This is a genomic window from Henriciella pelagia (assembly GCF_002088945.1).
Lineage (GTDB): Bacteria > Pseudomonadota > Alphaproteobacteria > Caulobacterales > Hyphomonadaceae > Henriciella > Henriciella pelagia.
In genome coordinates, this window is record NZ_NCSU01000011.1 from 543,712 (window position 1) to 563,781 (window position 20,070).

Below are 20,070 nucleotides of genomic sequence, written 5' to 3' on the forward strand. Positions count from 1 at the left end.
GATCACCTGTTCGCCACATTTGGAAAGTTTTTCGGCACCTTTTCGCCCTGACAGCGTTGTTTATCCAGTGTTGCAAGAAGGAGAGCCGAAATGAAAAAGACGATTTTTGCTGCCACGACCTCACTGGCCATCATGGTCGCCCCTGCCTTTGCAGACGAAGCGCTGCCGGCACCGCCGACAGAACCGTACTATGCGCCTGAGGTCACGACCTGCGACGCTGTCGACCTTCAGATCTATTTCGAACCTGGCACCGCCGAACTGACGAGTTTCGCCCGCGATGCCATCCGTGAAACGCGCGAGCAGCTCTCCGGCTGCGCGGTGCTGAACATTGATGCCACGTCGAAAGCTGGCGATGCCGATACGGAAGCCGCGAAGCTGTCGCTTGCAGAAGCGCGCCGCGCCACAGTGATGCAGGAATTGCGCGCGCACGGCATCCAGTCGGCCAAGACCAATCTCAAGACCGATGTCTCCGCTGATTCCGCCAAAGTGATCATGGCGCGCGGCGTCGATGTCAAAATGAAAGCTGAGCCAGCCATTATCGGCTAGAGGCGTCTTGCAACACGCCACATAGCGGCCCCGGACTGCCCTCGCAGTCCGGGGTATTTTTTTTCTGAGCGTTAATCGAAGAAGGACAGGGCCACGCAACCGACCACGAATGTGACGATTGTGTGCGAGGCGTCCACCAGGAAAGCCGGGACCGAGTGCCACGGAGAATAGACCAGCCCGTAGGCCATGAGCGGGACACCTATCAGCAGGGCCAGCCAGAAGCCGAACAAGGCAGCAGTCTGCGGTGACTTGATGCTACGCTGCTTCATGTGCCAGCCGAGACCGAAGGCCAGTACGAGGGGGATCGCAAACCCCGCTACCATCCAGCCCATCGCCATCGGCATCTGCGTCTCTGTCCGTGCGCCGTCCGGCGTCATCCAGGTGACGGTTTCCATCCCCTCGCTGAAATAGACGCCGATGCCGCCCATATAGGCTTCAGAAAACAGCAGCCCGTACCAGATGAAGCCGACCAGATAGATTGCGATCGCCGCGATCAGAATGCCGAGAATGTTCACTCCTGCTAGTCGTGGCATGGTTTCCTCCCCTTGCCCGTTTCATTTTTCATTCGCCGCGCTATGAGTGGCCCCCAGCAAGGCGGGGTCGATAATGCCCGCAAAAGTTGATTCACGGAAGTTATGATGACTGACACTGGCAAACGCCGCATCCTCGTCACCTCGGCCCTGCCCTATATCAATGGGGTCAAACACCTCGGAAACCTCGCCGGTTCGATGCTTCCAGCGGACGTATATGCCCGGTTCCAGCGGCTGCGTGGCCACGATGTCCTCTACATCTGCGCCACCGACGAACATGGAACGCCGGCAGAGCTTGCGGCGCAGGCAGCCGGCGTTTCGGTCCGCGCCTATTGCGACGAACAGCACGAAATCCAGAAAAAGGCCGGCGAAGGCTTTGCGCTTTCCTATGATCATTTCGGCCGGTCCTCGGGCGAGGAAAACGCCCGGCTGACACAGCACTTTGCGCACGTCCTGGAAGCCAATGGCCTGATTGAAGAACGCGCCATGAAGCAGGTCTATTCCATTGATGATGGCCGCTTCCTGCCAGACCGCTATGTCGAGGGCACCTGCCCGCATTGCGAGTTCGAGAAAGCGCGCGGCGACCAGTGTGACAATTGCGGGCGCCTGCTCGACCCGGTCGACCTGATCGATCCGTATTCGGCGGTGTCCGGCTCGAAGAATGTCGAAGTGCGCGAGACGCGTCACCTGTTCCTGCGCCAGTCGCAGATGCAGGACACGATCCGCGCCTGGGTCGAAGCCTCCGAAGACTGGCCACAGCTTGCCCGCTCCATCGCTCTCAAATGGCTGGATGAGGGCCTGCGCGACCGCGCGATCACGCGTGACCTCTCATGGGGCGTGCCGGTTACAAGCCCCGACGGATCGCCGAGAGAAGGTTTCGAAAACAAGGTCTTCTATGTCTGGTTTGACGCGCCGGTGGAATATATCGGCGCGACGGAGGAATGGTCCAAGAAGATCGGCAAGCCGGATGAGTGGCGCAAATGGTGGCGCACTGATGAAGGCGCCGACGATGTCGAATACATCCAGTTCATGGGCAAGGACAATGTGGCGTTCCACACCGTTTCCTTCCCGGTAACGATTATCGGCTCCAAGGAGCCATGGAAGCTCGTCGACCAGTTGAAGGCCTTCAACTGGGTTACATGGTATGGCGGCAAGTTCTCCACCTCGAACAAGCGCGGCGTCTTCATGGACCAGGCGCTGGACCTGCTGCCCGCTGACTACTGGCGCTGGTATCTGATCGCGAATGCGCCGGAAGGCTCTGACGCCGCCTTCACCTGGGAAGGTTTCCAGGCGTCGATCAATTCCGACCTCGCCAATGTGCTCGGCAATTTCGTGAACCGGATCACCAAGTATTGCGCTTCGAAATTCGACGGTAAGGTGCCCGATGCTGGCCAGCCTGACGATGCGGAAGCGTGGATCATCACCGAACTGGAAACGCGGCTGCCGCAACTCGTCCAGCATTATGAGAACATGGACTTCCGCAAGGTCGCGGCTGAAACACGCGCGATCTGGGCTGCAGGCAATGAATATCTGACCAAGGCCGAGCCGTGGGTAAAATACAAGTCGAGCGTCGATGACGCGGCCGTTGGCGTGCGCACGGGGCTCAACCTCGCAGCCCTGTTCGGCATCGTCGCACAGCCGATCATTCCGGAAGCTGCGAAGATGATCCTGGATGCCATCGGCATTCCGGAAAAGAACCGCACAATGAACGCCGAAGGACTCGGCGATGTCGCCGGTCTGATCGATGCCCTGCCGCACGGTCACGCAATTTCGCCGCCCGACGTCCTTTTCAGGAAGATCGAGGATGACCAAGTTGCTGAGTGGTCAGAGGCATTTGGCGGAGAAGGCTGAACGCGCACGGGCAATGTCGTATTGCCGACACTAAAAAGGGGTAATTGAACGGGGCATCGCTGTTGAGGAGGCCCTGCCATGACCTTGCAGAACCGCGTCGATCCCTTTGGAAAAATACATGCTGCGCCCTCAAGGGGCCTGTTCATGGGCAATCGCGGCGGATGTTTTCACCGCGACGACCAGACCCTGAAGCCCACGCATTGGTCGAGCCGACAGTGGATTATCTGTGTCCTGGAATTCAAGGGCCGCCGCCGCAAGCTGATGCAGCCGGGTCTCTACACCGAACTCTTCTTCATGGATGAGGCGACGGCGCTGGCGGCGGGCCATCGCCCCTGCTTCGAATGCCGGCGCGCTGAAGCGCTTGCGTTCCGGGCGGCGCTGATGACCCGAAAGGTGTTCGAGGATGAACCCTCAGCAAGTGAAATCGACAGCCTCATTGCCGGGGAGATGCAGGCGCGCATCCGGCACAATCTACCCCTCGCATTTATCGATGCCCTCACCCTGCCCGATGCAGCCATGTTCGAGCATCAGGGCAAGGCCTGGCTGAAATGGCAGGACACGGCCTTTGCCTGGAGTTTTAGTGGCTATGAGGGCGCGATGGCGCTGCCGCGAGGGCCGGTGAAGTGCCTGACGCCATCGGCCACGCTGGAAGCGCTGCGCGGCGGCTACCTGCCGACCCTGCATCCGAGCTTCAATCGACTGGCCGCGTAACAATCAGCTCATTGATCTTGCGGGTGCGTTGCTTGGCGAAGAGCACATTGTGCATGTGCCAGACCTCGCCATCGCCGAGCGTGACCTCGATGTCGCCGGTGACCACAAGGCCGAGGATGCGGTGCCGCAGGAAATCGTCTGAACGATACCGGCAGCGGGCATTTGCCCCGCTTTCGGCCCGGTCGCCGCTGCCCCAGAAGACGCGCTCATGCAGCTGCCCCGGCACGACTTCCCAGTAGCGCACCTTGTCGAAGGCAAAAATCATCAGTGCCCACTGCAGGAAGATCAGGACCGCCGTGACGAGGTAGAACATGTCGCTCATGCGGATATCCAGCTGCGCAAGGAAATCGGCAATCGGTCCGGACAGGTTCGCGAAGGTCAGGAGAATGAAGCCAATGAGCAGGATGAGACCGAAAATGACCGAATTGGCGCCGCGTAGCCTGACGGTTGTCGAGAATATGACGAAGGCCAGCGTGAATACGAAAATCAGGCCGAGAACCTTCTGATTGACAAGTTCTCCGACGATCCCGGTCGCCTGCAGGAAATAGAAGACAAACCCCAGCAGCCAGATTGGCCACCAGTAGAGGATGGGCGAATGCGTATAGATCTTCATGGGCTGGAGGACATTCCTGTCCAGTACATCGCCCTTTCGCGGCTCCGGGGATTTTGCCGGTGACGCACTGACCGCAGCGGTCGGCGGAGGAGGCGAAGACCCTTCGGGTGGAGGCGTTGGCCCACCAGGTGGCGGTGCGGGTGGTGTCGTATCGCTCATTTCGTCTCCCCCTATCAGAGCCGGAATGCTGTCATCTTATCCAAGCGACACAGCCTGACAAACGATTCCTGCCCGCGAGCGGTTTCGGATTCGCCCACTAGGCGAGCGGTGTCTATTTGATAGTGTGGCCGCTAGAGCGTTCATCCGGAAGGACATTGTCATGAAGCTTTCGCACCTTTTCGCCGCCTCCGCCATGGCCATCACCACCGGCGCAGGCCTCGCCAGCGCGCAGGACACAGCCCCCGCGCCGGGGACGGGGCTTCTCGATCTCTACACCTACTTCCACTCCCATCCGGAGCTTTCCTTCAAGGAGCAGAACTCGTCTGCCATCCTCGCAGAGGAGCTGCGTTCACTGGGCTTCAGCGTGACGACCGGAATTGGTGATGAGTGGGTTCGCGCAAAATCAATGCGCGATGAGGGCACAGTTCGCGATGGCGTTGGCGGCTATGGCGTGGTGGGCGTCTTCGAGAATGGCGACGGCCCGACCGTCCTCATCCGCGCCGACATGGACGCGTTGCCCGTGCCTGAACAGACCGGCGTTTCTTATGCATCAGAGGTCACCAGCACGACGTGGACAGGCGTTGAGAGCCCGGTCATGCATGCCTGCGGCCATGATGTACACATGACAAGCTGGGTCGGCACCGCGCGGGAGCTGATCGCGAAGAAAGACAGCTGGTCCGGCACTCTGGTGATGATCGCGCAACCGGCCGAAGAGATCGGCCTTGGCGCCAAGGCAATGATCGAGGATGGGCTTTATTCCGACTTTCCGGTGCCCGATTACAATCTCGCGCTCCACGTCTCGGCCTCTGCACCTGCTGGTACGATTGCGTACTCCTCTGGCTTCGCGCTCGCCAATGTCGACAGCGTCGATATTCTGGTGAAGGGCGTTGGCGGCCACGGCGCGTATCCGCACACCACGAAGGACCCCGTCCTGATCGGCGCATCCATTGTGACCGCGCTCCAGTCGCTCGTCGCACGCAATATCGATCCGCAAAAGCCCGCCGTTGTCACGGTCGGATCGTTCAAGGCTGGCGCGAAGCACAACATTATCTCGGACCAGGCCGAATTGCTGCTGACCGTCCGGTCTTATGATGATGCCACACGCCAGACACTATTGGAGGGCATCGAACGCATTGCGAAAGGCCAGGCCGCCGCATTCGGCGCACCAGAGCCGGAAGTCCGCATCGACAACGACTACACCCCATCCACTTTCAATGATCCCGAGCTTACGGAAAAGGCGGTTGCGGCAATGTCCGCTGTGCTGGGTGAAGAGAATGTTGTCCCCGTGACCCCAGTCATGGGCGGAGAGGATTTCTCGCAGTTCGGACGGACGGCCCACGACGTTCCGGGCCTGATCTTCTGGCTGGGCGCCGTCGAGAAGGAAAAGTACGAAAAGTCGCTGGGCGCACCACTGCCCTTGCCGTCCCTGCACTCACCCTTCTTCGCGCCGGATCCTGAACCCACCATCGAAACGGGCGTGAAGGCAATGACCGCAGCGGCGCTTTCGCTATTCTCAGCGGACTAGGTCAGAGCCGGGCCAACCAGTCCAGGAGGAGCGCGTTGACCTCGTCGGGGCGCTCCTGCTGCGTCCAGTGCCCACAGCCTTCGATCAAGTGCGCGGCCATCAGGTTCGGCACATGCGGCTTCATGGCGGCGACCATGTCGCCAGGGAACATTTTCAGGACGAGATCGCGCGTGCCTCCGATGAACAAGGCAGGCTGGCGAATGATCTGGTCACTGGCCGAGCGTAGATAGGCATTGTCACGATGGGAATTGCGGTAGCGGTTCAGCGGGCCCCGGAAACCTGACGCGCCAAATTCCGCTGCGTAGTAGGCGACATCTTCGTCAGATAACCAAGGCAACGGAATATCAGGCTCTGGAAGGCGAAGGAGCAAGGAATCGCCGTGCCGCTTGTCTGTCGGCCATGTCCCATCAGGCGCATCACCGGAAATTGCATAGTAGAACCGCCGGATCGTTGCCGCGGGATCGGCTTCCAGCTCCGCTTCGGCCACGCCCTCATCCTGGAAATATATCTGATAGAAGAAAAGCCCGCGCGCCGTGAAGAACTGCCGCGCTGCTTCGATCTGGACGATTTCTCCCTGCGGGATGTGGGGCACGGACAGGCCAGCAACTGCCCTGAACTGGTCCGGGTAGAGCAGCGCCGAATTCCACGCGATGGGGGCGCCCCAGTCATGTCCTACCACCACTGCGGGTGCGTCCGGCTGCAGCGCTTGTGCGACGCCCGCGACGTCTGCCGTAATCGACTGCATGTCATAGGCTTCGACAGGATGCGGCTTGTCGGATCCGCCATAGCCGCGAACATCCATGGCCGCCGCCGTAAACCCAGCAGCGGCCAGCGCCTTCAGCTGGTGACGCCAAGAGTACCAGCTTTCGGGAAACCCATGAACGAAGAGGACAAGCGGCCCTTCTCCTTCAACAGCGACGCGAATACTGGTGCCATCGACGTCGATGTTGCGGAATTCATGGGCCATATGTGTCCTTATCCACCACCCGAGCGGGCAGCTTCTGCCTTTGCTTCGATCATTGCGACTGTTTCGGGATGGGTGAATACCCTGTAATGTGAATTGCTGTGCACGGTAGAAATCTGACGCAAGACGTCAGCGAGTTCGATCGGGACAATCTCGATCGTATCCTCGTCAATGCCCTGCGCCGCCAGCTTGTCGACCATCTGCGTCGCATTCCGGTAGCTTGGCAGGATAGGCGTCACGTCGCCGGTCGGCGTCTTCATCATCGTTTCCTTGCCCTCGGTCGTGACGAAGAAAACGGGCGCGAGATATTCTGCACCTTCCGGCCCAAGTTCCTTGGCCTTTTCAATCTCGTCTGCGCCGGTCTCGAATACGACCGGACCGGCCCAGCTGTTCATGATCGCGGCAAGCGGCACGACATCGACGAGCATTGCTTCGCTGTCGAGCGATGCCTGCGCCTTCTTGGCGGCCTCTGGCTCGAGAAAGCTGACAACAGCTGCCTGGCCCGACCCGTTGCCGACAGAGGCGATACCGCCCTCATCGTCCCGCAGGATCGCGACGTGGAAGCCAGCCAGCGCTTCTGCCATCGCTGCAGGCGCAACAGGTTTCTCGCTAGCGCTTTTCGGAGCTGCCGCGCCATTCTGGGCGACCGCAACCGGGGCCATCGCGACAAGAGCCGCGACCGCCAGAGTTGAAACGGACAGTTTCATGGGAGGTATCCTTCTGGGTAACACCGGTTTGAGGCTAGGAAGCCCCTCCCGGTATTACAAGGAATCCGCCTCAGCCCTGCTTTAAATCTTCGAAAGGTACATCCTTGTCGACGCGCACGTCCTGAGGCAGGCCGAGAACGCGTTCAGCAATGATGTTCTTGAGGATTTCGTCCGTACCACCCGCAATGCGCAGTCCCGGCGCCCACATGAAGCTTTGCTGGAACAGGGCATTTGCAGGCATGGAATCACTGTCATTCATGATGCCGTAATGATCCTGCATCTCGATGGCAGTGTTACAGATGTCCTGCAACTGGTTGGCAGTGATGATCTTGCCGATGGAATTCTCCGGTCCTGGCGTTTCACCGCGCGACAGAGCTGTCTGGGTGCGAAACTTGGTAAGGCTGTAGCCTTGGGCGGCGACATACCAGTCAGCCAGGTGTTCGCGGAAGGCTTGATCCGACAGGGAGCCAGTATCACGGGCATAGTCCATGATTTCCTTCCAGTCCGGGCCGGGTGAGCCACCGACAGCGAGCCGTTCATTCATCAGGGTGACGATGGCGACCTTCCAGCCCTCGCCAACCTCGCCGAGGCGGTCGGAGTCAGGGATACGCACATCTGTGAAATAGACTTCATTGAATTCGCGGCCGCCGGAGGCCTGGTGGATCGGTTTGGCTTCGACACCCTTCTGCTTCATGTCCACAATGAACATGGTCATGCCCTTGTGTTTGGGCACTTTTGGGTCAGTCCGGGTGAGGACGATGCCATAGTCCGAGAAGTGCGCGCCCGTCGTCCAGACCTTCTGGCCGTTGATGACCCACTCGTCGCCATCCTTCACGGCACGCGTCTTCACGCCTGCAACGTCTGAACCGCCAGCCGGCTCCGAGAAGAGCTGGCACCAGATCTCCTCACCCATCAGCGCAGGCTTCACATAGCGTTTCTTGTGCTCATCAGAACCGAAGGCGATCACCGTGGGAACACACATGCCGAGGCCGATTGCAAAAGGGCCTGTTGGCGCTTCGAACTTGCTCTCTTCCTGGTTCCAGATGACTTGCTGCATGGCTGTACCGCCGCGCCCGCCCCATTCCTTTGGCCAGGTGATCTGCGCAAAGCCACCTTCAGCCTTGGTTTTCTGCCAGGCCTTGGCGCGCTTCAGGAAGTCTTCGCCGGACGGGCGGCGCGGGCTGTTGGCATCCTTCAGCTTGAGGTGCTTTTCGAGGAAGGACCGCGCTTCCTTGCGGAATTCTGCTTCTTCGGGGGTATCGTTGAAATCCATGATTTCTTCTCCTTCAAATTTTCCTAGGCGGCAGCCGCAATTCCGCCGAACTCATGCGAGCATTCTTTACCTGCGGGCCGAGCGCACCGCGTCCGTCCGGATGACCGGCGGGCTTCCTCAAAAGGACTACGAAAATGACGGCCAGGTTCGTCACTCACCGCATATCCGCTATAGCCGCCGCCATTGCCATTCTCGGCATTCCGGCGTTTGCCCAGCCAGTGATCGGTTTCAACACCGGCACCGGCGCAAAATCCGCTTCTGTCACGGGGGTGAATTTCAGCATCAATCGAATGTATGATTTTGACCCCGCAACCGGCGCCCAGCTGACTGCAGTTCCGCCTCGTGTCGAGCTTGGCTCTGTCTTCATTACACGCACGGCCGACGCGGTCTCCGCAAGCTTCATCGACGCCGTCGCGAACAGCGCATCTCTCGGTGACGTTACTGTGACTTTCGACAATGGCGATACGTGGGTCCTGAAGAACGCCACGATCATGAACTACAGCTCCTTCAGCGAGGAGACCGGACATCAGACCGAAAACTTCGACCTGAACTTTGATTCCGCCGAAATGAGGATTGCCGGACAGACGATCCGTCTGAACAAGGTTGCCGGATAGCGAAGCGACAGCCCAGGGGCAGGCCGCGACTTGCCCCTGATCTGACGCCAATGTGGAATGATCAGGCTGCATTCTTCCGCTCCAGGGCGGAGACGAGCTTTTCCTTCCAGATCTTGGGGGCGCCTGCCTGAACGGCGAGCAGTTTGGCGCGGCGGTAGAAGAGGTGGCAGTCCACCTCCCAGGTAAAGCCCATACCGCCATGCGTCTGGATGTTTTCCTTTGACGCGAACCAGTAAGCCTCTGATGCGGCAAGGCGCGAGGCAGCCGCCGCTTCCGGCAGTTCTGCGGCGTCAGTCGAAAGGGCCCAGGCGCCGTAATAGCAATTGGACCGGGCGACCTGATTCTTCACATACATTTCAGCGAGCTTGTGCTTGATCGCCTGATTGCCGCCAATGGGTCGTCCGAAGGCATAGCGTTCCTTGGCATAGGCGGTTGCCATTTCGAGGCAGCGGTCAGCGCCGCCCAACTGCTCAAATGCGATGAGCACCGCAACCCGGTTCATCAAGGCATCATTATGGGCTTCGCCGTCGCCAGCTGCACCAATGCGTTCGCCGGGCGCACCATTGAACACGATTTCGGCATGGCTGCGGGTTGGCTCAAGCGTGCTGACAGGCTTGCGAGTGACGCCCGGACCGTTGAGGTCGACCAGGACGAGGCTTGCCCCGGAGCCTTCCTTGGCAAGGACGATTGCGTGGGTAGCGACGTCGCCGTCGGTCACAGGGATTTTGGTGCCGGACACCTTGGAGCCATCAAAGACTGTCTTGAGCTTCGATACGTCAGGATTGCCAGGCCCTTCGCTGGCCGCATAGCAGCCGACAATATCGCCGCTCACCACCTGGGGCAGCAATTGCTTCTTCTGCTCCTCGGAACCAGCTGTTTTCAGTGCTTCAGAGAAGAAATAGACAGTTGAAGCGAAGGGGACCGGCGCAAGGGCACGCCCCATCTCCTCAGCGATCACGCAGAGTTCAAGCATGCCGAGGCCGAGACCACCATATTCTTCGGGAATGGCGGTTCCGAGCCACCCCATTTCAACAACCTGTTTCCAGACGCCGTCATGATGACTCTTCGACTCATCATTCAGCACTTCGCGTACATGCGCTGTTGTGCACTGCGCCCCGAGAAACTTCCGCGCCTCATTGGCAAGAAATTTCTGATCTTCCGAAAAGTCGAAATTCATTAGAGGTGTGCTCCCTTGGATATATTGTCTGAACCGACAATAGCGCGCGGGCGCACAGGGAAAAGCCGTCCCGCAAGGTAAGGGAGCAAGATTGCCCGATTGGTGAAATTTGACAGTCCCGTTTCACCAGAATTCAAGTTCGCTTTGCCAGAAAGACATCAACTCTGGAGATAACGAAATGGCAAAAGCACTTTTTCACAAGTCGCAGCGCGTCTTTGTAAAGCCGGTCGGCACCTGGGCTCTGGTCGAGAAAGTCATCCCGCATTGGGTGAAGGATGTCGAAGAGCCACTTCGGGTCACCTATTGCGTAGGCCTTGGACGCGACTTCACCGGCGCTGAGCTAGTCTCGGAAGACGTGATGCATGGACGCGACAAGATGAAGACCGATCATGAAAATGCTGCGGACGACTGGCGAATCCAGCGCGTGAAGAATCGTTGGCAAGAAGGCGACGATACATCTGGCCATCCTTATCCCGGCACCTTTCCGGTTGTGATGACAGATGAAAATGACTGGGGCGGCTGGCGCGTCCCCGGGTCCGAGTATGACCGGGACCCGCACAAGATCGAGCATCAGGCCCGTTTGATCGTCAATTCGCCGAAAATGCTCAAGGTCTGCCGAGCCATCGCTGAACTGGCTGCCCAGTCGCCCGATTCAGTGCCGCAGGAGCTGAAGCCCGCCGTGTCCCATTGCAAGCTCATCCTGCGTCACGTCTACGACATTGCGGACGCGCCGAGACAAGCTGCAGAATAACTGGACTCTCCCCAAAACGGTGATTGTGGCGTTGCGCCTCGCATCCTATCTATCGTGCAAATACGATTGAAGGACACGGCAGGATGCGCACGGACACACCGGTTTCGGTAAAGCTCGAAAACTATACTCCCTACCCCTTCGCAATCGACAACGTGTCGCTCGACTTCTCGCTTGAGCCCGAAGCCACGCGCGTGCGCACGAGGATGCAGGTCCGGCGTCTGGGGCCGGGCGAATTCGTGCTTGACGGTGTCGGGCTGCTTCTCAATTCAATCAAGTTGAATGGTGACGAACTTTCGCTCGAGGATTATGAGCGCGACGACGAGACCCTGCGTCTGAGATCTGTTCCGGACGCCTTCACCTTTGAAACCGAAGTGGTGATCAATCCGGCTGCAAATACGGCGCTGTCGGGTCTCTACATTTCTGGTGGCCGTTTCTGTAGCCAGTGCGAAGCGACCGGTTTCCGTCACATCACCTTCTGGCCTGACCGTCCCGATGTGATGAGCCGCTTTCATGTCCGGATGGATGCCGACAAGGCAAGGTATCCCATCCTGCTGTCAAACGGCACACCCGGCGATAGCGGCGACCTTCCGGATGGCCGTCATTACGCCGAATGGGACGACCCGCATCCAAAGCCATCCTATCTCTTCGCCCTTTGCGCTGGCGATTATGATGTCTGGCGCGACAGCTTCACAACAATGAACGGAGACCATGTCGATCTCGGCGTGTATGTCGACAAGGGTCAGGCAGACCGCGCTCAATGGGCCATGGAGAGCCTCAAGGCTTCGATGAAATGGGATGAGGAGCGTTTCGGGCGCGCCTACGATCTTGGTGTGTTCAACATCGTTGCCGTACGCGACTTCAATTTCGGCGCGATGGAGAACAAGGGCCTCAATATCTTCAACTCGGCCTATGTGCTCGCCAATCCTGAAAGCGCCACCGATGCCGACTTTGAAGCCATTGAGAGCATTGTCGGCCACGAATATTTTCATAACTGGACCGGCAATCGCATCACCTGCCGTGACTGGTTCCAACTTTGTCTGAAGGAAGGCCTCACCGTCTTCCGCGACCAGGAATTTTCGTCCGACTTGCGTTCGCGCCCTGTGCAGCGGATCAAGGACGTCATGCGCCTTCGCGGCCGTCAGTTTGCCGAAGATGCAGGGCCGCTTGCCCACCCCGTGCGTCCGCAAAGCTATGGCTCGATCGACAATCTCTACACCGCGACAGTCTACGAAAAAGGCGCCGAACTCATTCGCGCCCTTACCGTTCTGATCGGGGATGAGGCCTTTAACAGAGGAATGCAGATCTATTTCGATGAATTCGATGGTACTGCTTCTACCATTGAGGATTTCTATTCGTGCTTCGAGAAAGCGTCTGGACGCGATCTCAGCCAGTTCCGGATCTGGTACGCTCAGGCCGGCACACCTGAAGTCACGGTCGACGAGTCCTGGGACGAGAAAAAATCGACTCTGACCATAAAGCTCACCCAGAAAACTCCTGCGACGCCGAAACAATCGGAAAAGAAGCCCGTTCCGATCCCCCTTCGCGCCGCTCTGCTTGACGGCAGAGGCGGGCATTGCACCGCCGACGGCTGGGAGAATGGAGAAACCGTCATCATTCTGGACGAGGCGAAAAAGAAGGTGGAGGTGAAACTGCCGGAAGGGGCGGCTCGCCCACTTCTGTCCATAAATCGCGAATTCAGCGCGCCGGTTCGTATCAAACGGGACCTTGGCACTGCGCAATTGCTGGAGCTTGCTTCAGCCGAAACCGATCCGTTCAACATCTGGGACAATTTCCAGACGCTCTCGAAGACTGAAATTTTCCGGCTTCTGGACGACCCTCAGTCACCGCCAGACGCGGAATTGGTGAGAGCAATTGCGGACGCTGTCCGGCACAATGAGTCGGACCCGGCTTTCGCCGCGCTGCTGACAGCACTTCCGGAAATTGGGGAACTCTTCCAGGAACGCGAGCCGGTTGACCCAACCGGTCTGAATGAGGCCCGCAAACGCCTGCGTCATGCGCTGGCTGAAACGCTAATGGTCGATGCGTCCCGCATCCTCAGCGAGCCGACCCCGACTCCATTTGCACCAAACGCCGAACAGGCGGGTATTCGCGCCCTACGGACAGCCATGATCGGCCTCACCGGCGCGCTCGGCACACAGGACGCCGCACGCCAGCTGAAATCGTTGTTCGATCAGGCAGCCAACATGACCGAGAAGCTCGCCTGCCTGCGCAGCCTCATCCCCATCGAAAGCATGGAACGCGATGAGGCTATTGAGGCCTTCTACGCTGACTGGAAAGACAATCCGCTCGTCATTGACAAATGGTTTGCCGTGCAGGCCGGACAGGGCAAGGCGGCTGACGCCGAACGTCTATCCCAACATCCGGATTTCGACCTTTCGAACCCGAACCGTGTGCGTTCGGTCGCAGCGGCATTCGCCATGACCAATCTGGCCGAGTTCCACGCACCGGACGGGTCGGGTCACAAGGTGATCGGAGACATCATCGAAGAAGCAGACAAGCGTAACCCGGCGCTCGCTGCCCGTCTGCTGACAAGTTTTGAGCAGTGGAAGAAACTGGAGCCGGTCGCGAAGGCGAGTGCAAAAGCAACGCTTGAGCGCTTGCGCGACGGTGGATTGTCGAAGAATGCCATGGATATCGTCGCCCGCGCTTTGGACTAGGCCCGACTCAGCGTCATTAACCTAAGTTCAAGCATTGCAGCCCCTTAATACTGGACTGCTTACTCACCATGCCGGAGGCGGAGGCGTTGGCGCGCAAAGTCGATATATCTGCCAATCCTGGAAAGCCGCAGACGCAGACCGAGCAGAACGGCACCTTGAAATTCGTTCTCGCCGGCACGCTGGTCACTGTTGCTGTCGCGCTCGGCCTCATGGGCTGGAACACACACATCAAGGAAGACCAGCAACTCCTGCAGCTTGTTCAGCGGGATGCCCTGTTGGCAGGCGAGCGGCTTAACCGCAACGTCGAACGGGTCATTGACCGGCTGGACCGCGAGCTTCGGGACGGAACGCGTCTCGCCAGAATTGATCGGGCCTATGTCGGCGTCGATGCACTGATGGACCTCTCGCAAGCAAAGGCCTCCAATGATGCCGGAGTGGCAGCGCTTGCAGACACGGCATCGACACTGATCGCGCAGGATCGACGGCTGAGACTACTCAATGATGGTCGCATGATGCTGGTCCACGTGCCCGCAAATGGGAACGCGATCATTGCGACGGTCGCTGCGGAGCGCTGGATTCCGGCACCTGCCAGCGGTGACCGCCTCGGCATTTACGGATCATCGACGGCCAGCCTTGGCGACCGCAGCGTCCTGGCGCCGTCGTCCGAAAATCTGCGGACCGGTTCCGGCTTTCGGTATGACGGAATCACAAAGCGGTCTGCGACCGCTTGTGTGGGAATTGGCAAAGCTGAATTCTCGCTCTGCGTTTCACGCGCCAGCCCGCTCCTGACGACCGAGACCGGGATCGATCTCCTTTTATACTTCCTCCTTCTCGCCGCACCGACCCTTGCCATTACTGGCCTCTACTCGACGATCGGACGCAACCAAACAGAGCTTCCAAAGCGCGCAAGCGCATCGGAGACAGGGGCTGACAAAAAGTCCGTCGGTGCCGCGACCGTCCATGCCGGCATCGGTACATGGAGCCTGCAACCGGACACCGGGCAGGTCGTTGTCGACAGTCAGGGTGCGCGCGTACTCGGCATGAATTCACATGGCGAGATGATGTCGTCCGACATGATGAGCCATGTCTATGCGGCTCATCGCGACGCATTCGAGGCAGCCCTGGCCTCGGCGCGATCAGGCGTGCCTTTCTCAAGCGTGTTTGCAACGTCCATGTCAGGCGGCGAGAACTGGGTCGAAGCCCGTGGCAGCCTCGTCTATGGCCAGGACACCGCCATGCCTGCCATCATGGGCGTGTTCTTCGACGTCACCGGCACAATTCGAGCACAGGAGCGGCAGAAGACGGCCGAAGCGCGTCTCAGAAACGCCATTGAAGGTTTCCCCTGCCCCTTCGCGCTATGGGACCGCAACCGCCGCCTCGCCTACTGGAACAAGTCCTTTGAGGCGACTTTTGGGCTTGGCGAAATCCTGCGCCCAGGCACGAGCCACGAAACGGTCATGGTGGCGCGCAGCGGAAATATCATAAGTGAGAAAGCCAACGCCGACGATTCCGGCATTTCGCTTCTCGGCATGCGCAATGGTGACTGGATCAAGCTGATCGAACGCCCGATCCCTTCTGGCGGCATGATCAGTTTCGGCCTTGACGTCACCAGTGACGTCAAGGCCGAGGAGGAACTGAACCGGCAGCGGAAGAAGCTCAAGACGCTGGTGCAGGAGCTCGAAGTCTCCGAGGGCCGCAATGCTGAACTGGCACGCAAGTACAATGAAGAAAAGGCGAAAGCCGAGCGCTCCGCCGATTCCAAGAGCGCCTTCCTTGCCAATATGAGCCATGAGTTGCGCACGCCGCTCAATGCCATCAATGGTTTCTCGGAAATCCTCGTGAACGAAATGTATGGACCGCTGGGCCACAAGCGGTATCGCGAATATGTCCGCGATATCCTGACATCGGGCCAGCACCTGCTCGACATGATCAATGACATCCTCGACATCGCAAAGATCGAGGCCGGCAAGATGACGATCGACCCCAAGCCGATCGACCTCGTCGACCCGGTCGATGCGGCCGTACGCATGATCCGCCGGAAAGCCGAGGACAAAGGCGTCACGATGAGCCTGCAGGCGGAGAATGGACTGCCGGAAGTCGATGCCGACCACCGCGCCGTTCGTCAGATGGTCCTCAATCTCCTGTCGAATGCAATCAAGTTCACCGACGATGGCGGCCGGATCATGGTGGCGGTCCAGCGCCGCGATGATTTCGTGCGTGTTGCCGTTCGCGATACAGGTGTTGGCATTCCCAAGGAGCACCTGCCGCGGCTTGCCCAGCCTTTCGAACAGGTGAGTGAGACGCGTGATCGCAATTATGAAGGCACTGGTCTTGGCCTGGCGCTCACCAAATCCTTTGCCGAAATGCATGGCGGGCGGTTCGCGATTGCCAGTGAAGTCGGCAAGGGGACGATGGTCAGCTTCTTCCTGCCGATCAGCAAAGATGCGGCCCGCTCGGACCGCAACGTCGCCTGATCAGTCGGTTCGTGTAAGGCCTTCAGATTCGGCCGCCACAAAAGCAGCCGCCTTGTCCACGCAGGCCTGCCCAGCATCCGCCAGCGCTTTCGCCCGGGCCTGCACCTTGTCGCTGGTAGAGGCAGCCCGTGCATTCACCTTGGTCTGCGCAAGCGGCTGACGCGTTCGCCCATCAAGCAGGGTGAGCTGCAGCTCGCAGACGCCTTCATTTCCCTCAAGCGTGAAATCAGCAACGCGCCAGTAAAGCTCGGCGGCGCCGCTTACACCCGTGGCATCGTCAACAGCCAGCCCTGCCCCATCGGAAGAGAAGGCATCGACCATCGCAACCTGTAACAGACGGGTCATGCGGTCGGCCCAGGCAATGCCTTCCACGACGCGCAACCCGTCCTGTGGGCCTTTGGCGGCAATATTCCGGCTCGCAAACAGGCGCGGCGCATCCGGCTCCCGGATCACGATATGCGAACTCAGCGCAATCTTGGTTGCTGGACCGGCAATCTGGTAGAGCGCTTTCGGTTTCGGTTGCTCCGGCAAGACCGACACGCATGCTGACAGTCCGAGGACCATGGCGAGGAAACCGATTCTATGGGGCGTCGAACGCATGACTAGCGGTCTCCTTCATAAGGAACGGGATCGCTTCTCAGCAGGCCCTGTGGATTCTGTTCAAGTTCGCGGGTCAACCGGTCGAGGCGGCGGATCAGGACCCGCAAGTCCTGTGCGATAAGCCGGAAGTCCACAACAGCATCGGTTGCAGGCCCTTCAATCACGGTTGCCGCCGCATCAACAGCGCGCTTGCCGCTCTCAATCCCTTCGCGGGCGGTCGCCGTGATGTCCTCGAGCTCGCCGAGAAGTGCGGATACCTCCGCACCGATACGAGCCACCTCCGCGTCGGCAGTGCTGCCAAACTGGCCGAGCGACCTGGACGCCTGATCGAAGCTTTCGGCGGCATCATTGATGTTGGCAAGGACGTCAGCAAAATCGGCAGTGAATGTGCCCTCACCGCTCAATGCTGCCGAGATGGTTTCAATGTTTGCGATAGTGCGAGAAACAGATTCGATGTTCTCTTCGCTAAGCAACTTGTCGAAGCGTTCCAGCGCCAGCGTCGCGCGGCCCATGACTTCGGTTCCGCTTGAAAAGAGTTCAGATACCGGGCTCTGGATCGCCTTGATCACAGGAACGTCCTGACCGGCCTCTCGGCGCAGAGAGCCAGCATTGGGCGAGCCCGCATTGATCTGAACGAATGTTACGCCTGTGATGCCGGCGAACTCGATGCTTGCGGTTGAATCGGTTTTCACCGGCGTCTCTGCATCGACGCGAATGCGCGCGCGGACCTTGGAATCATCTTCCCGATCGATCCCGATGCGCGTCACTTCACCGACCTTGATGCCGATATAGCGAACGGATGCGCCGTCTTCGAGGCTGACAGGCCCCTCGAAGACGATGTCGTAATTCTCGTATTCGTGATTGAATTGCGACTGACCAAGCCACAGCACGAAGCCCAGCCCCATCAAGGCTGCAAGCAGCACAAACGCGCCGATCATTGCGTAATTGGCTCTGGTTTCCATCACTCAACCCCGGCCGCTGCAGCGCGGCCTCTTGGCCCACCAAAATAGTCCCTGATCCAAGGATGCTCTTCCTTGCGTAATTCGTCCATGGTCCCGACAGCCAGCACCTTCCTGTCCCCAAGCACGGCAATGCGGTCACAAGTGGCTGCAAGTGTGTCGACATCGTGCGTCACAAGAAACACCGTCAAATGCAGGGAACGCTGCAAGTCCCGCACCAGCTTGTCAAAGCCGGCGGCCGTAATCGGGTCGAGGCCGGCCGTTGGCTCATCAAGGAACAGGATCGGCGGATCGAGCGCCATCGCACGGGCCAGCGCGGCGCGCTTGCGCATCCCGCCTGACAGGTCTGACGGGTACTTGTCACCTGCAGATGTTTCGAGGCCGGACATGCGGATCTTCATATCGGCAAGCTGGCGCATGAAAGGCCGCGACAGGTTCGCGTGCTCTTTCAGGGGCGCTATCACATTCTCACGGACGGTAAGGTTTGAGAAAAGCGCGCCGTCCTGAAACATGATGCCCCAGAACTGCTGGACACGGCTGAGTTCGTCGCCCTCGACACCCGTCACATCCTCACCAAAGACCTCAACCTCTCCTGCCGCAGGCGTCTTCAGGCCGACAATCGCTCTCAGGAGCACGGACTTGCCGCAGCCCGATGGGCCGATAATGCCCATGATCTCACCTTCGCACACATCGAGGTCGAGGTTTTCATGCACGACATGGCTGCCATAGGCAGTCTTGAGGCCGCGCACGCGGATCGCAACGCGCTCGCTCATATGCCCAGCTCCATGTAGAATACGGCAAACAGCGCATCGACAACGATGATCGAGAACAGCGCCTGGACGACCGAACGTGTGGTGGACTGGCCGAGCGATTGTACGCTCCCCCCCACCAGCAGGCCCTGACGACATCCGATCAGCGCAACAATCATGCCGAAGACGGGCGCCTTGGACATGCCGACCCAGAAATTCTCGATAGGCACGAAATCGCGAAGCCGCCCGAAGAAGACGGTCGGGTTGATCTCCAGCGCCAGCCAGCTAACGAATGCACCGCCGCCAATGCCGAAGAGCACGGCGACGAGCGTCAGAACGGGCGTCATGATCAGCATGGCATAGGCGCGCGGCACGACCAGGACATCCATCGGGTCGAGGCCGAGCGTCGTCATCGCATCGACTTCCTGACGCATCCGCATTGCGCCGATCTGCGCGGTGAACGCCGAATTGGTCCGGCCGGCAAGGATTACGGCCGTCAGGACGACGCCAAACTCCCTGAGGACAGCAATGCCGACAAGTTCGACGGTAAAGATGGTCGCCCCGAAGGCTTCCAGGGTCGTGGCACCAATAAAAGCGATAACCATGCCGACAAAGAAGGACAGAAACGCAACGATGGGCACGGCGTCGAGGCCGGATTCCTCCATAACAGAGACGAAGGCCGTCCAGCGCATCCTGGTCGGACGGACAAACATCTTCAGCATGGAAACAATCGTCTCACCGAGGAAGGCAAGCGTGTCGATGGTCTCATTCGCAAGGTTCATCACCGTGCGGCCGGTCCGCTCCAGCAGGTCAACAAAACCATGAGGTTCAGAGCGCGATCCATGTTGTTCGGGAGGTGGGCGCAGGGAGCGCGCCTGCTCGAGCAACGACGTCGCCTGCTGGCTCGCGCCTTTTGTTTGCGAACTTTCAAGACCTGACTGACTTGCAGTCCGGTCAATCAGGAAAGCTCCTGCCGTGTCCAGCTGTCCAATATTGGTGAGATCCGTTTCGAGAGAGGAAACGCCGCCGAGGTCGAGCGAGGCCAGCGCCTGCTCGACGCGGCCGAGCGTGTGCACGTTCCAGTCGCCTTTCAGCGTCAGGACACCGCGTTCACCTTCAATCTCGTATGTGTACTCTGGGTCGTCTGACATTATTCGCTTGAGGTCTGCTGGATATTTACCTTAACAGG

Annotated in this window: 18 protein-coding genes; 8 read left to right on the top strand and 10 right to left on the bottom strand. The window is 59.3% G+C overall.

Annotated features, from left to right (window positions below; genetic code table 11):
• Nucleotides 1-90: 90 nt before the first annotated feature.
• Nucleotides 91-546 (top strand): OmpA family protein, encoded by a 456-nt coding sequence (locus tag B8746_RS12100; protein WP_084393915.1) that lies wholly within the window; start codon nucleotides 91-93, stop codon nucleotides 544-546.
• 71 nt (nucleotides 547-617) lie between these two features.
• Here the strand turns inward: B8746_RS12100 and B8746_RS12105 are convergent, their stop codons facing one another.
• The gene (locus tag B8746_RS12105; RefSeq protein ID WP_084393916.1) at nucleotides 618-1,079 is read right to left on the bottom strand and encodes a DUF1761 domain-containing protein; all 462 of its coding nucleotides are present in this window, start codon (nucleotides 1,077-1,079) and stop codon (nucleotides 618-620) included.
• Between the two features lie 105 nt (nucleotides 1,080-1,184).
• On the opposite strand from B8746_RS12105, the gene metG reads away from it, so the two are divergent.
• Together metG and B8746_RS12115 are read left to right on the top strand one after the other, a co-directional pair.
• The gene (gene metG, locus B8746_RS12110; RefSeq protein ID WP_084394235.1) at nucleotides 1,185-2,927 is read left to right on the top strand and encodes a methionine--tRNA ligase; all 1,743 of its coding nucleotides are present in this window, start codon (nucleotides 1,185-1,187) and stop codon (nucleotides 2,925-2,927) included.
• A 78-nt stretch (nucleotides 2,928-3,005) separates the two neighbouring features.
• Nucleotides 3,006-3,638: a hypothetical protein gene (locus tag B8746_RS12115; protein WP_084393917.1), complete on the top strand. Its 633-nt coding sequence runs from the start codon at nucleotides 3,006-3,008 to the stop codon at nucleotides 3,636-3,638.
• Here B8746_RS12115 and B8746_RS12120 read toward each other — a convergent pair.
• Nucleotides 3,619-4,410, bottom strand: a complete 792-nt coding sequence (locus tag B8746_RS12120) for a hypothetical protein (RefSeq protein ID WP_143434589.1) — start codon at nucleotides 4,408-4,410, stop codon at nucleotides 3,619-3,621. The genes B8746_RS12115 and B8746_RS12120 overlap by 20 nt on opposite strands.
• A 160-nt stretch (nucleotides 4,411-4,570) precedes the next feature.
• Here B8746_RS12120 and B8746_RS12125 point away from each other — a divergent pair, with 160 nt between their 5' ends.
• Nucleotides 4,571-5,935, top strand: a complete 1,365-nt coding sequence (locus B8746_RS12125) for an amidohydrolase (RefSeq protein ID WP_084393919.1) — start codon at nucleotides 4,571-4,573, stop codon at nucleotides 5,933-5,935.
• A 1-nt stretch (nucleotide 5,936) separates the two neighbouring features.
• Here B8746_RS12125 and B8746_RS12130 read toward each other — a convergent pair whose 3' ends face one another.
• The 3 genes from B8746_RS12130 to B8746_RS12140 all read right to left on the bottom strand — a co-directional run bounded on the left by B8746_RS12130 (nucleotide 5,937) and on the right by B8746_RS12140 (nucleotide 8,879).
• Nucleotides 5,937-6,902, bottom strand: a complete 966-nt coding sequence (locus tag B8746_RS12130; RefSeq protein WP_084393920.1) for an alpha/beta fold hydrolase — start codon at nucleotides 6,900-6,902, stop codon at nucleotides 5,937-5,939.
• 8 nt (nucleotides 6,903-6,910) lie between these two features.
• Nucleotides 6,911-7,606, bottom strand: coding sequence for a hypothetical protein (locus B8746_RS12135; RefSeq protein ID WP_084393921.1), 696 nt, complete (start codon nucleotides 7,604-7,606; stop codon nucleotides 6,911-6,913).
• Between the two features lie 70 nt (nucleotides 7,607-7,676).
• A complete protein-coding gene (locus B8746_RS12140) occupies nucleotides 7,677-8,879 on the bottom strand; it encodes an acyl-CoA dehydrogenase family protein (RefSeq protein WP_084393922.1) in 1,203 nt (400 codons plus the stop codon).
• Nucleotides 8,880-9,013: 134 nt separating this feature from the next.
• Between B8746_RS12140 and B8746_RS12145 the strand changes: the two genes are divergently transcribed.
• Nucleotides 9,014-9,493 (top strand): hypothetical protein, encoded by a 480-nt coding sequence (locus B8746_RS12145; RefSeq protein ID WP_084393923.1) that lies wholly within the window; start codon nucleotides 9,014-9,016, stop codon nucleotides 9,491-9,493.
• Nucleotides 9,494-9,554: 61 nt separating this feature from the next.
• Here the strand turns inward: B8746_RS12145 and B8746_RS12150 are convergent, their stop codons facing one another.
• A complete protein-coding gene (locus B8746_RS12150; RefSeq protein ID WP_084393924.1) occupies nucleotides 9,555-10,670 on the bottom strand; it encodes an acyl-CoA dehydrogenase family protein in 1,116 nt (371 codons plus the stop codon).
• A 178-nt stretch (nucleotides 10,671-10,848) separates the two neighbouring features.
• Here B8746_RS12150 and B8746_RS12155 point away from each other — a divergent pair, with 178 nt between their 5' ends.
• The 3 genes from B8746_RS12155 (at nucleotide 10,849) to B8746_RS12165 (ending at nucleotide 16,573) form a co-directional block, all read left to right on the top strand.
• Nucleotides 10,849-11,421, top strand: coding sequence for a hypothetical protein (locus B8746_RS12155; protein WP_084393925.1), 573 nt, complete (start codon nucleotides 10,849-10,851; stop codon nucleotides 11,419-11,421).
• A gap of 83 nt (nucleotides 11,422-11,504) precedes the next feature.
• Nucleotides 11,505-14,099, top strand: a complete 2,595-nt coding sequence (pepN, locus tag B8746_RS12160) for an aminopeptidase N (RefSeq protein WP_084393926.1) — start codon at nucleotides 11,505-11,507, stop codon at nucleotides 14,097-14,099.
• A gap of 86 nt (nucleotides 14,100-14,185) precedes the next feature.
• Nucleotides 14,186-16,573 (top strand): PAS domain-containing sensor histidine kinase, encoded by a 2,388-nt coding sequence (locus B8746_RS12165; RefSeq protein WP_158084622.1) that lies wholly within the window; start codon nucleotides 14,186-14,188, stop codon nucleotides 16,571-16,573.
• On the opposite strand, the gene B8746_RS12170 is transcribed toward B8746_RS12165, so the two are convergent.
• From B8746_RS12170 to B8746_RS12185, 4 genes are read right to left on the bottom strand one after another with little or no spacing between them, the layout of a single operon-like run.
• Nucleotides 16,574-17,173, bottom strand: a complete 600-nt coding sequence (locus B8746_RS12170) for an ABC-type transport auxiliary lipoprotein family protein (RefSeq protein WP_084393928.1) — start codon at nucleotides 17,171-17,173, stop codon at nucleotides 16,574-16,576.
• 2 nt (nucleotides 17,174-17,175) lie between these two features.
• The gene (locus tag B8746_RS12175; protein WP_084393929.1) at nucleotides 17,176-18,135 is read right to left on the bottom strand and encodes an MlaD family protein; all 960 of its coding nucleotides are present in this window, start codon (nucleotides 18,133-18,135) and stop codon (nucleotides 17,176-17,178) included.
• Nucleotides 18,135-18,905, bottom strand: a complete 771-nt coding sequence (locus tag B8746_RS12180) for an ABC transporter ATP-binding protein (protein ID WP_084393930.1) — start codon at nucleotides 18,903-18,905, stop codon at nucleotides 18,135-18,137. Before B8746_RS12180 ends, B8746_RS12175 begins: the two co-directional genes overlap by 1 nt.
• Entirely contained in the window at nucleotides 18,902-20,032 is a 1,131-nt protein-coding gene (locus tag B8746_RS12185) for an ABC transporter permease (protein ID WP_084393931.1), read from the bottom strand. The genes B8746_RS12180 and B8746_RS12185 overlap by 4 nt, the downstream gene beginning before the upstream one ends.
• Nucleotides 20,033-20,070: the final 38 nt, after the last annotated feature.

Coding starts and splice junctions, on each gene's coding strand:
- B8746_RS12100 (WP_084393915.1), top strand. CDS start 91: ATGAAAAAGACGATTTTTGCTGCCACGACCTCACTGGCCATCATGGTC.
- B8746_RS12105 (WP_084393916.1), bottom strand. CDS start 1,079: ATGCCACGACTAGCAGGAGTGAACATTCTCGGCATTCTGATCGCGGCG.
- metG (WP_084394235.1), top strand. CDS start 1,185: ATGACTGACACTGGCAAACGCCGCATCCTCGTCACCTCGGCCCTGCCC.
- B8746_RS12115 (WP_084393917.1), top strand. CDS start 3,006: ATGACCTTGCAGAACCGCGTCGATCCCTTTGGAAAAATACATGCTGCG.
- B8746_RS12120 (WP_143434589.1), bottom strand. CDS start 4,410: ATGAGCGATACGACACCACCCGCACCGCCACCTGGTGGGCCAACGCCT.
- B8746_RS12125 (WP_084393919.1), top strand. CDS start 4,571: ATGAAGCTTTCGCACCTTTTCGCCGCCTCCGCCATGGCCATCACCACC.
- B8746_RS12130 (WP_084393920.1), bottom strand. CDS start 6,902: ATGGCCCATGAATTCCGCAACATCGACGTCGATGGCACCAGTATTCGC.
- B8746_RS12135 (WP_084393921.1), bottom strand. CDS start 7,606: ATGAAACTGTCCGTTTCAACTCTGGCGGTCGCGGCTCTTGTCGCGATG.
- B8746_RS12140 (WP_084393922.1), bottom strand. CDS start 8,879: ATGGATTTCAACGATACCCCCGAAGAAGCAGAATTCCGCAAGGAAGCG.
- B8746_RS12145 (WP_084393923.1), top strand. CDS start 9,014: ATGACGGCCAGGTTCGTCACTCACCGCATATCCGCTATAGCCGCCGCC.
- B8746_RS12150 (WP_084393924.1), bottom strand. CDS start 10,670: ATGAATTTCGACTTTTCGGAAGATCAGAAATTTCTTGCCAATGAGGCG.
- B8746_RS12155 (WP_084393925.1), top strand. CDS start 10,849: ATGGCAAAAGCACTTTTTCACAAGTCGCAGCGCGTCTTTGTAAAGCCG.
- pepN (WP_084393926.1), top strand. CDS start 11,505: ATGCGCACGGACACACCGGTTTCGGTAAAGCTCGAAAACTATACTCCC.
- B8746_RS12170 (WP_084393928.1), bottom strand. CDS start 17,173: ATGCGTTCGACGCCCCATAGAATCGGTTTCCTCGCCATGGTCCTCGGA.
- B8746_RS12175 (WP_084393929.1), bottom strand. CDS start 18,135: ATGGAAACCAGAGCCAATTACGCAATGATCGGCGCGTTTGTGCTGCTT.
- B8746_RS12180 (WP_084393930.1), bottom strand. CDS start 18,905: ATGAGCGAGCGCGTTGCGATCCGCGTGCGCGGCCTCAAGACTGCCTAT.
- B8746_RS12185 (WP_084393931.1), bottom strand. CDS start 20,032: ATGTCAGACGACCCAGAGTACACATACGAGATTGAAGGTGAACGCGGT.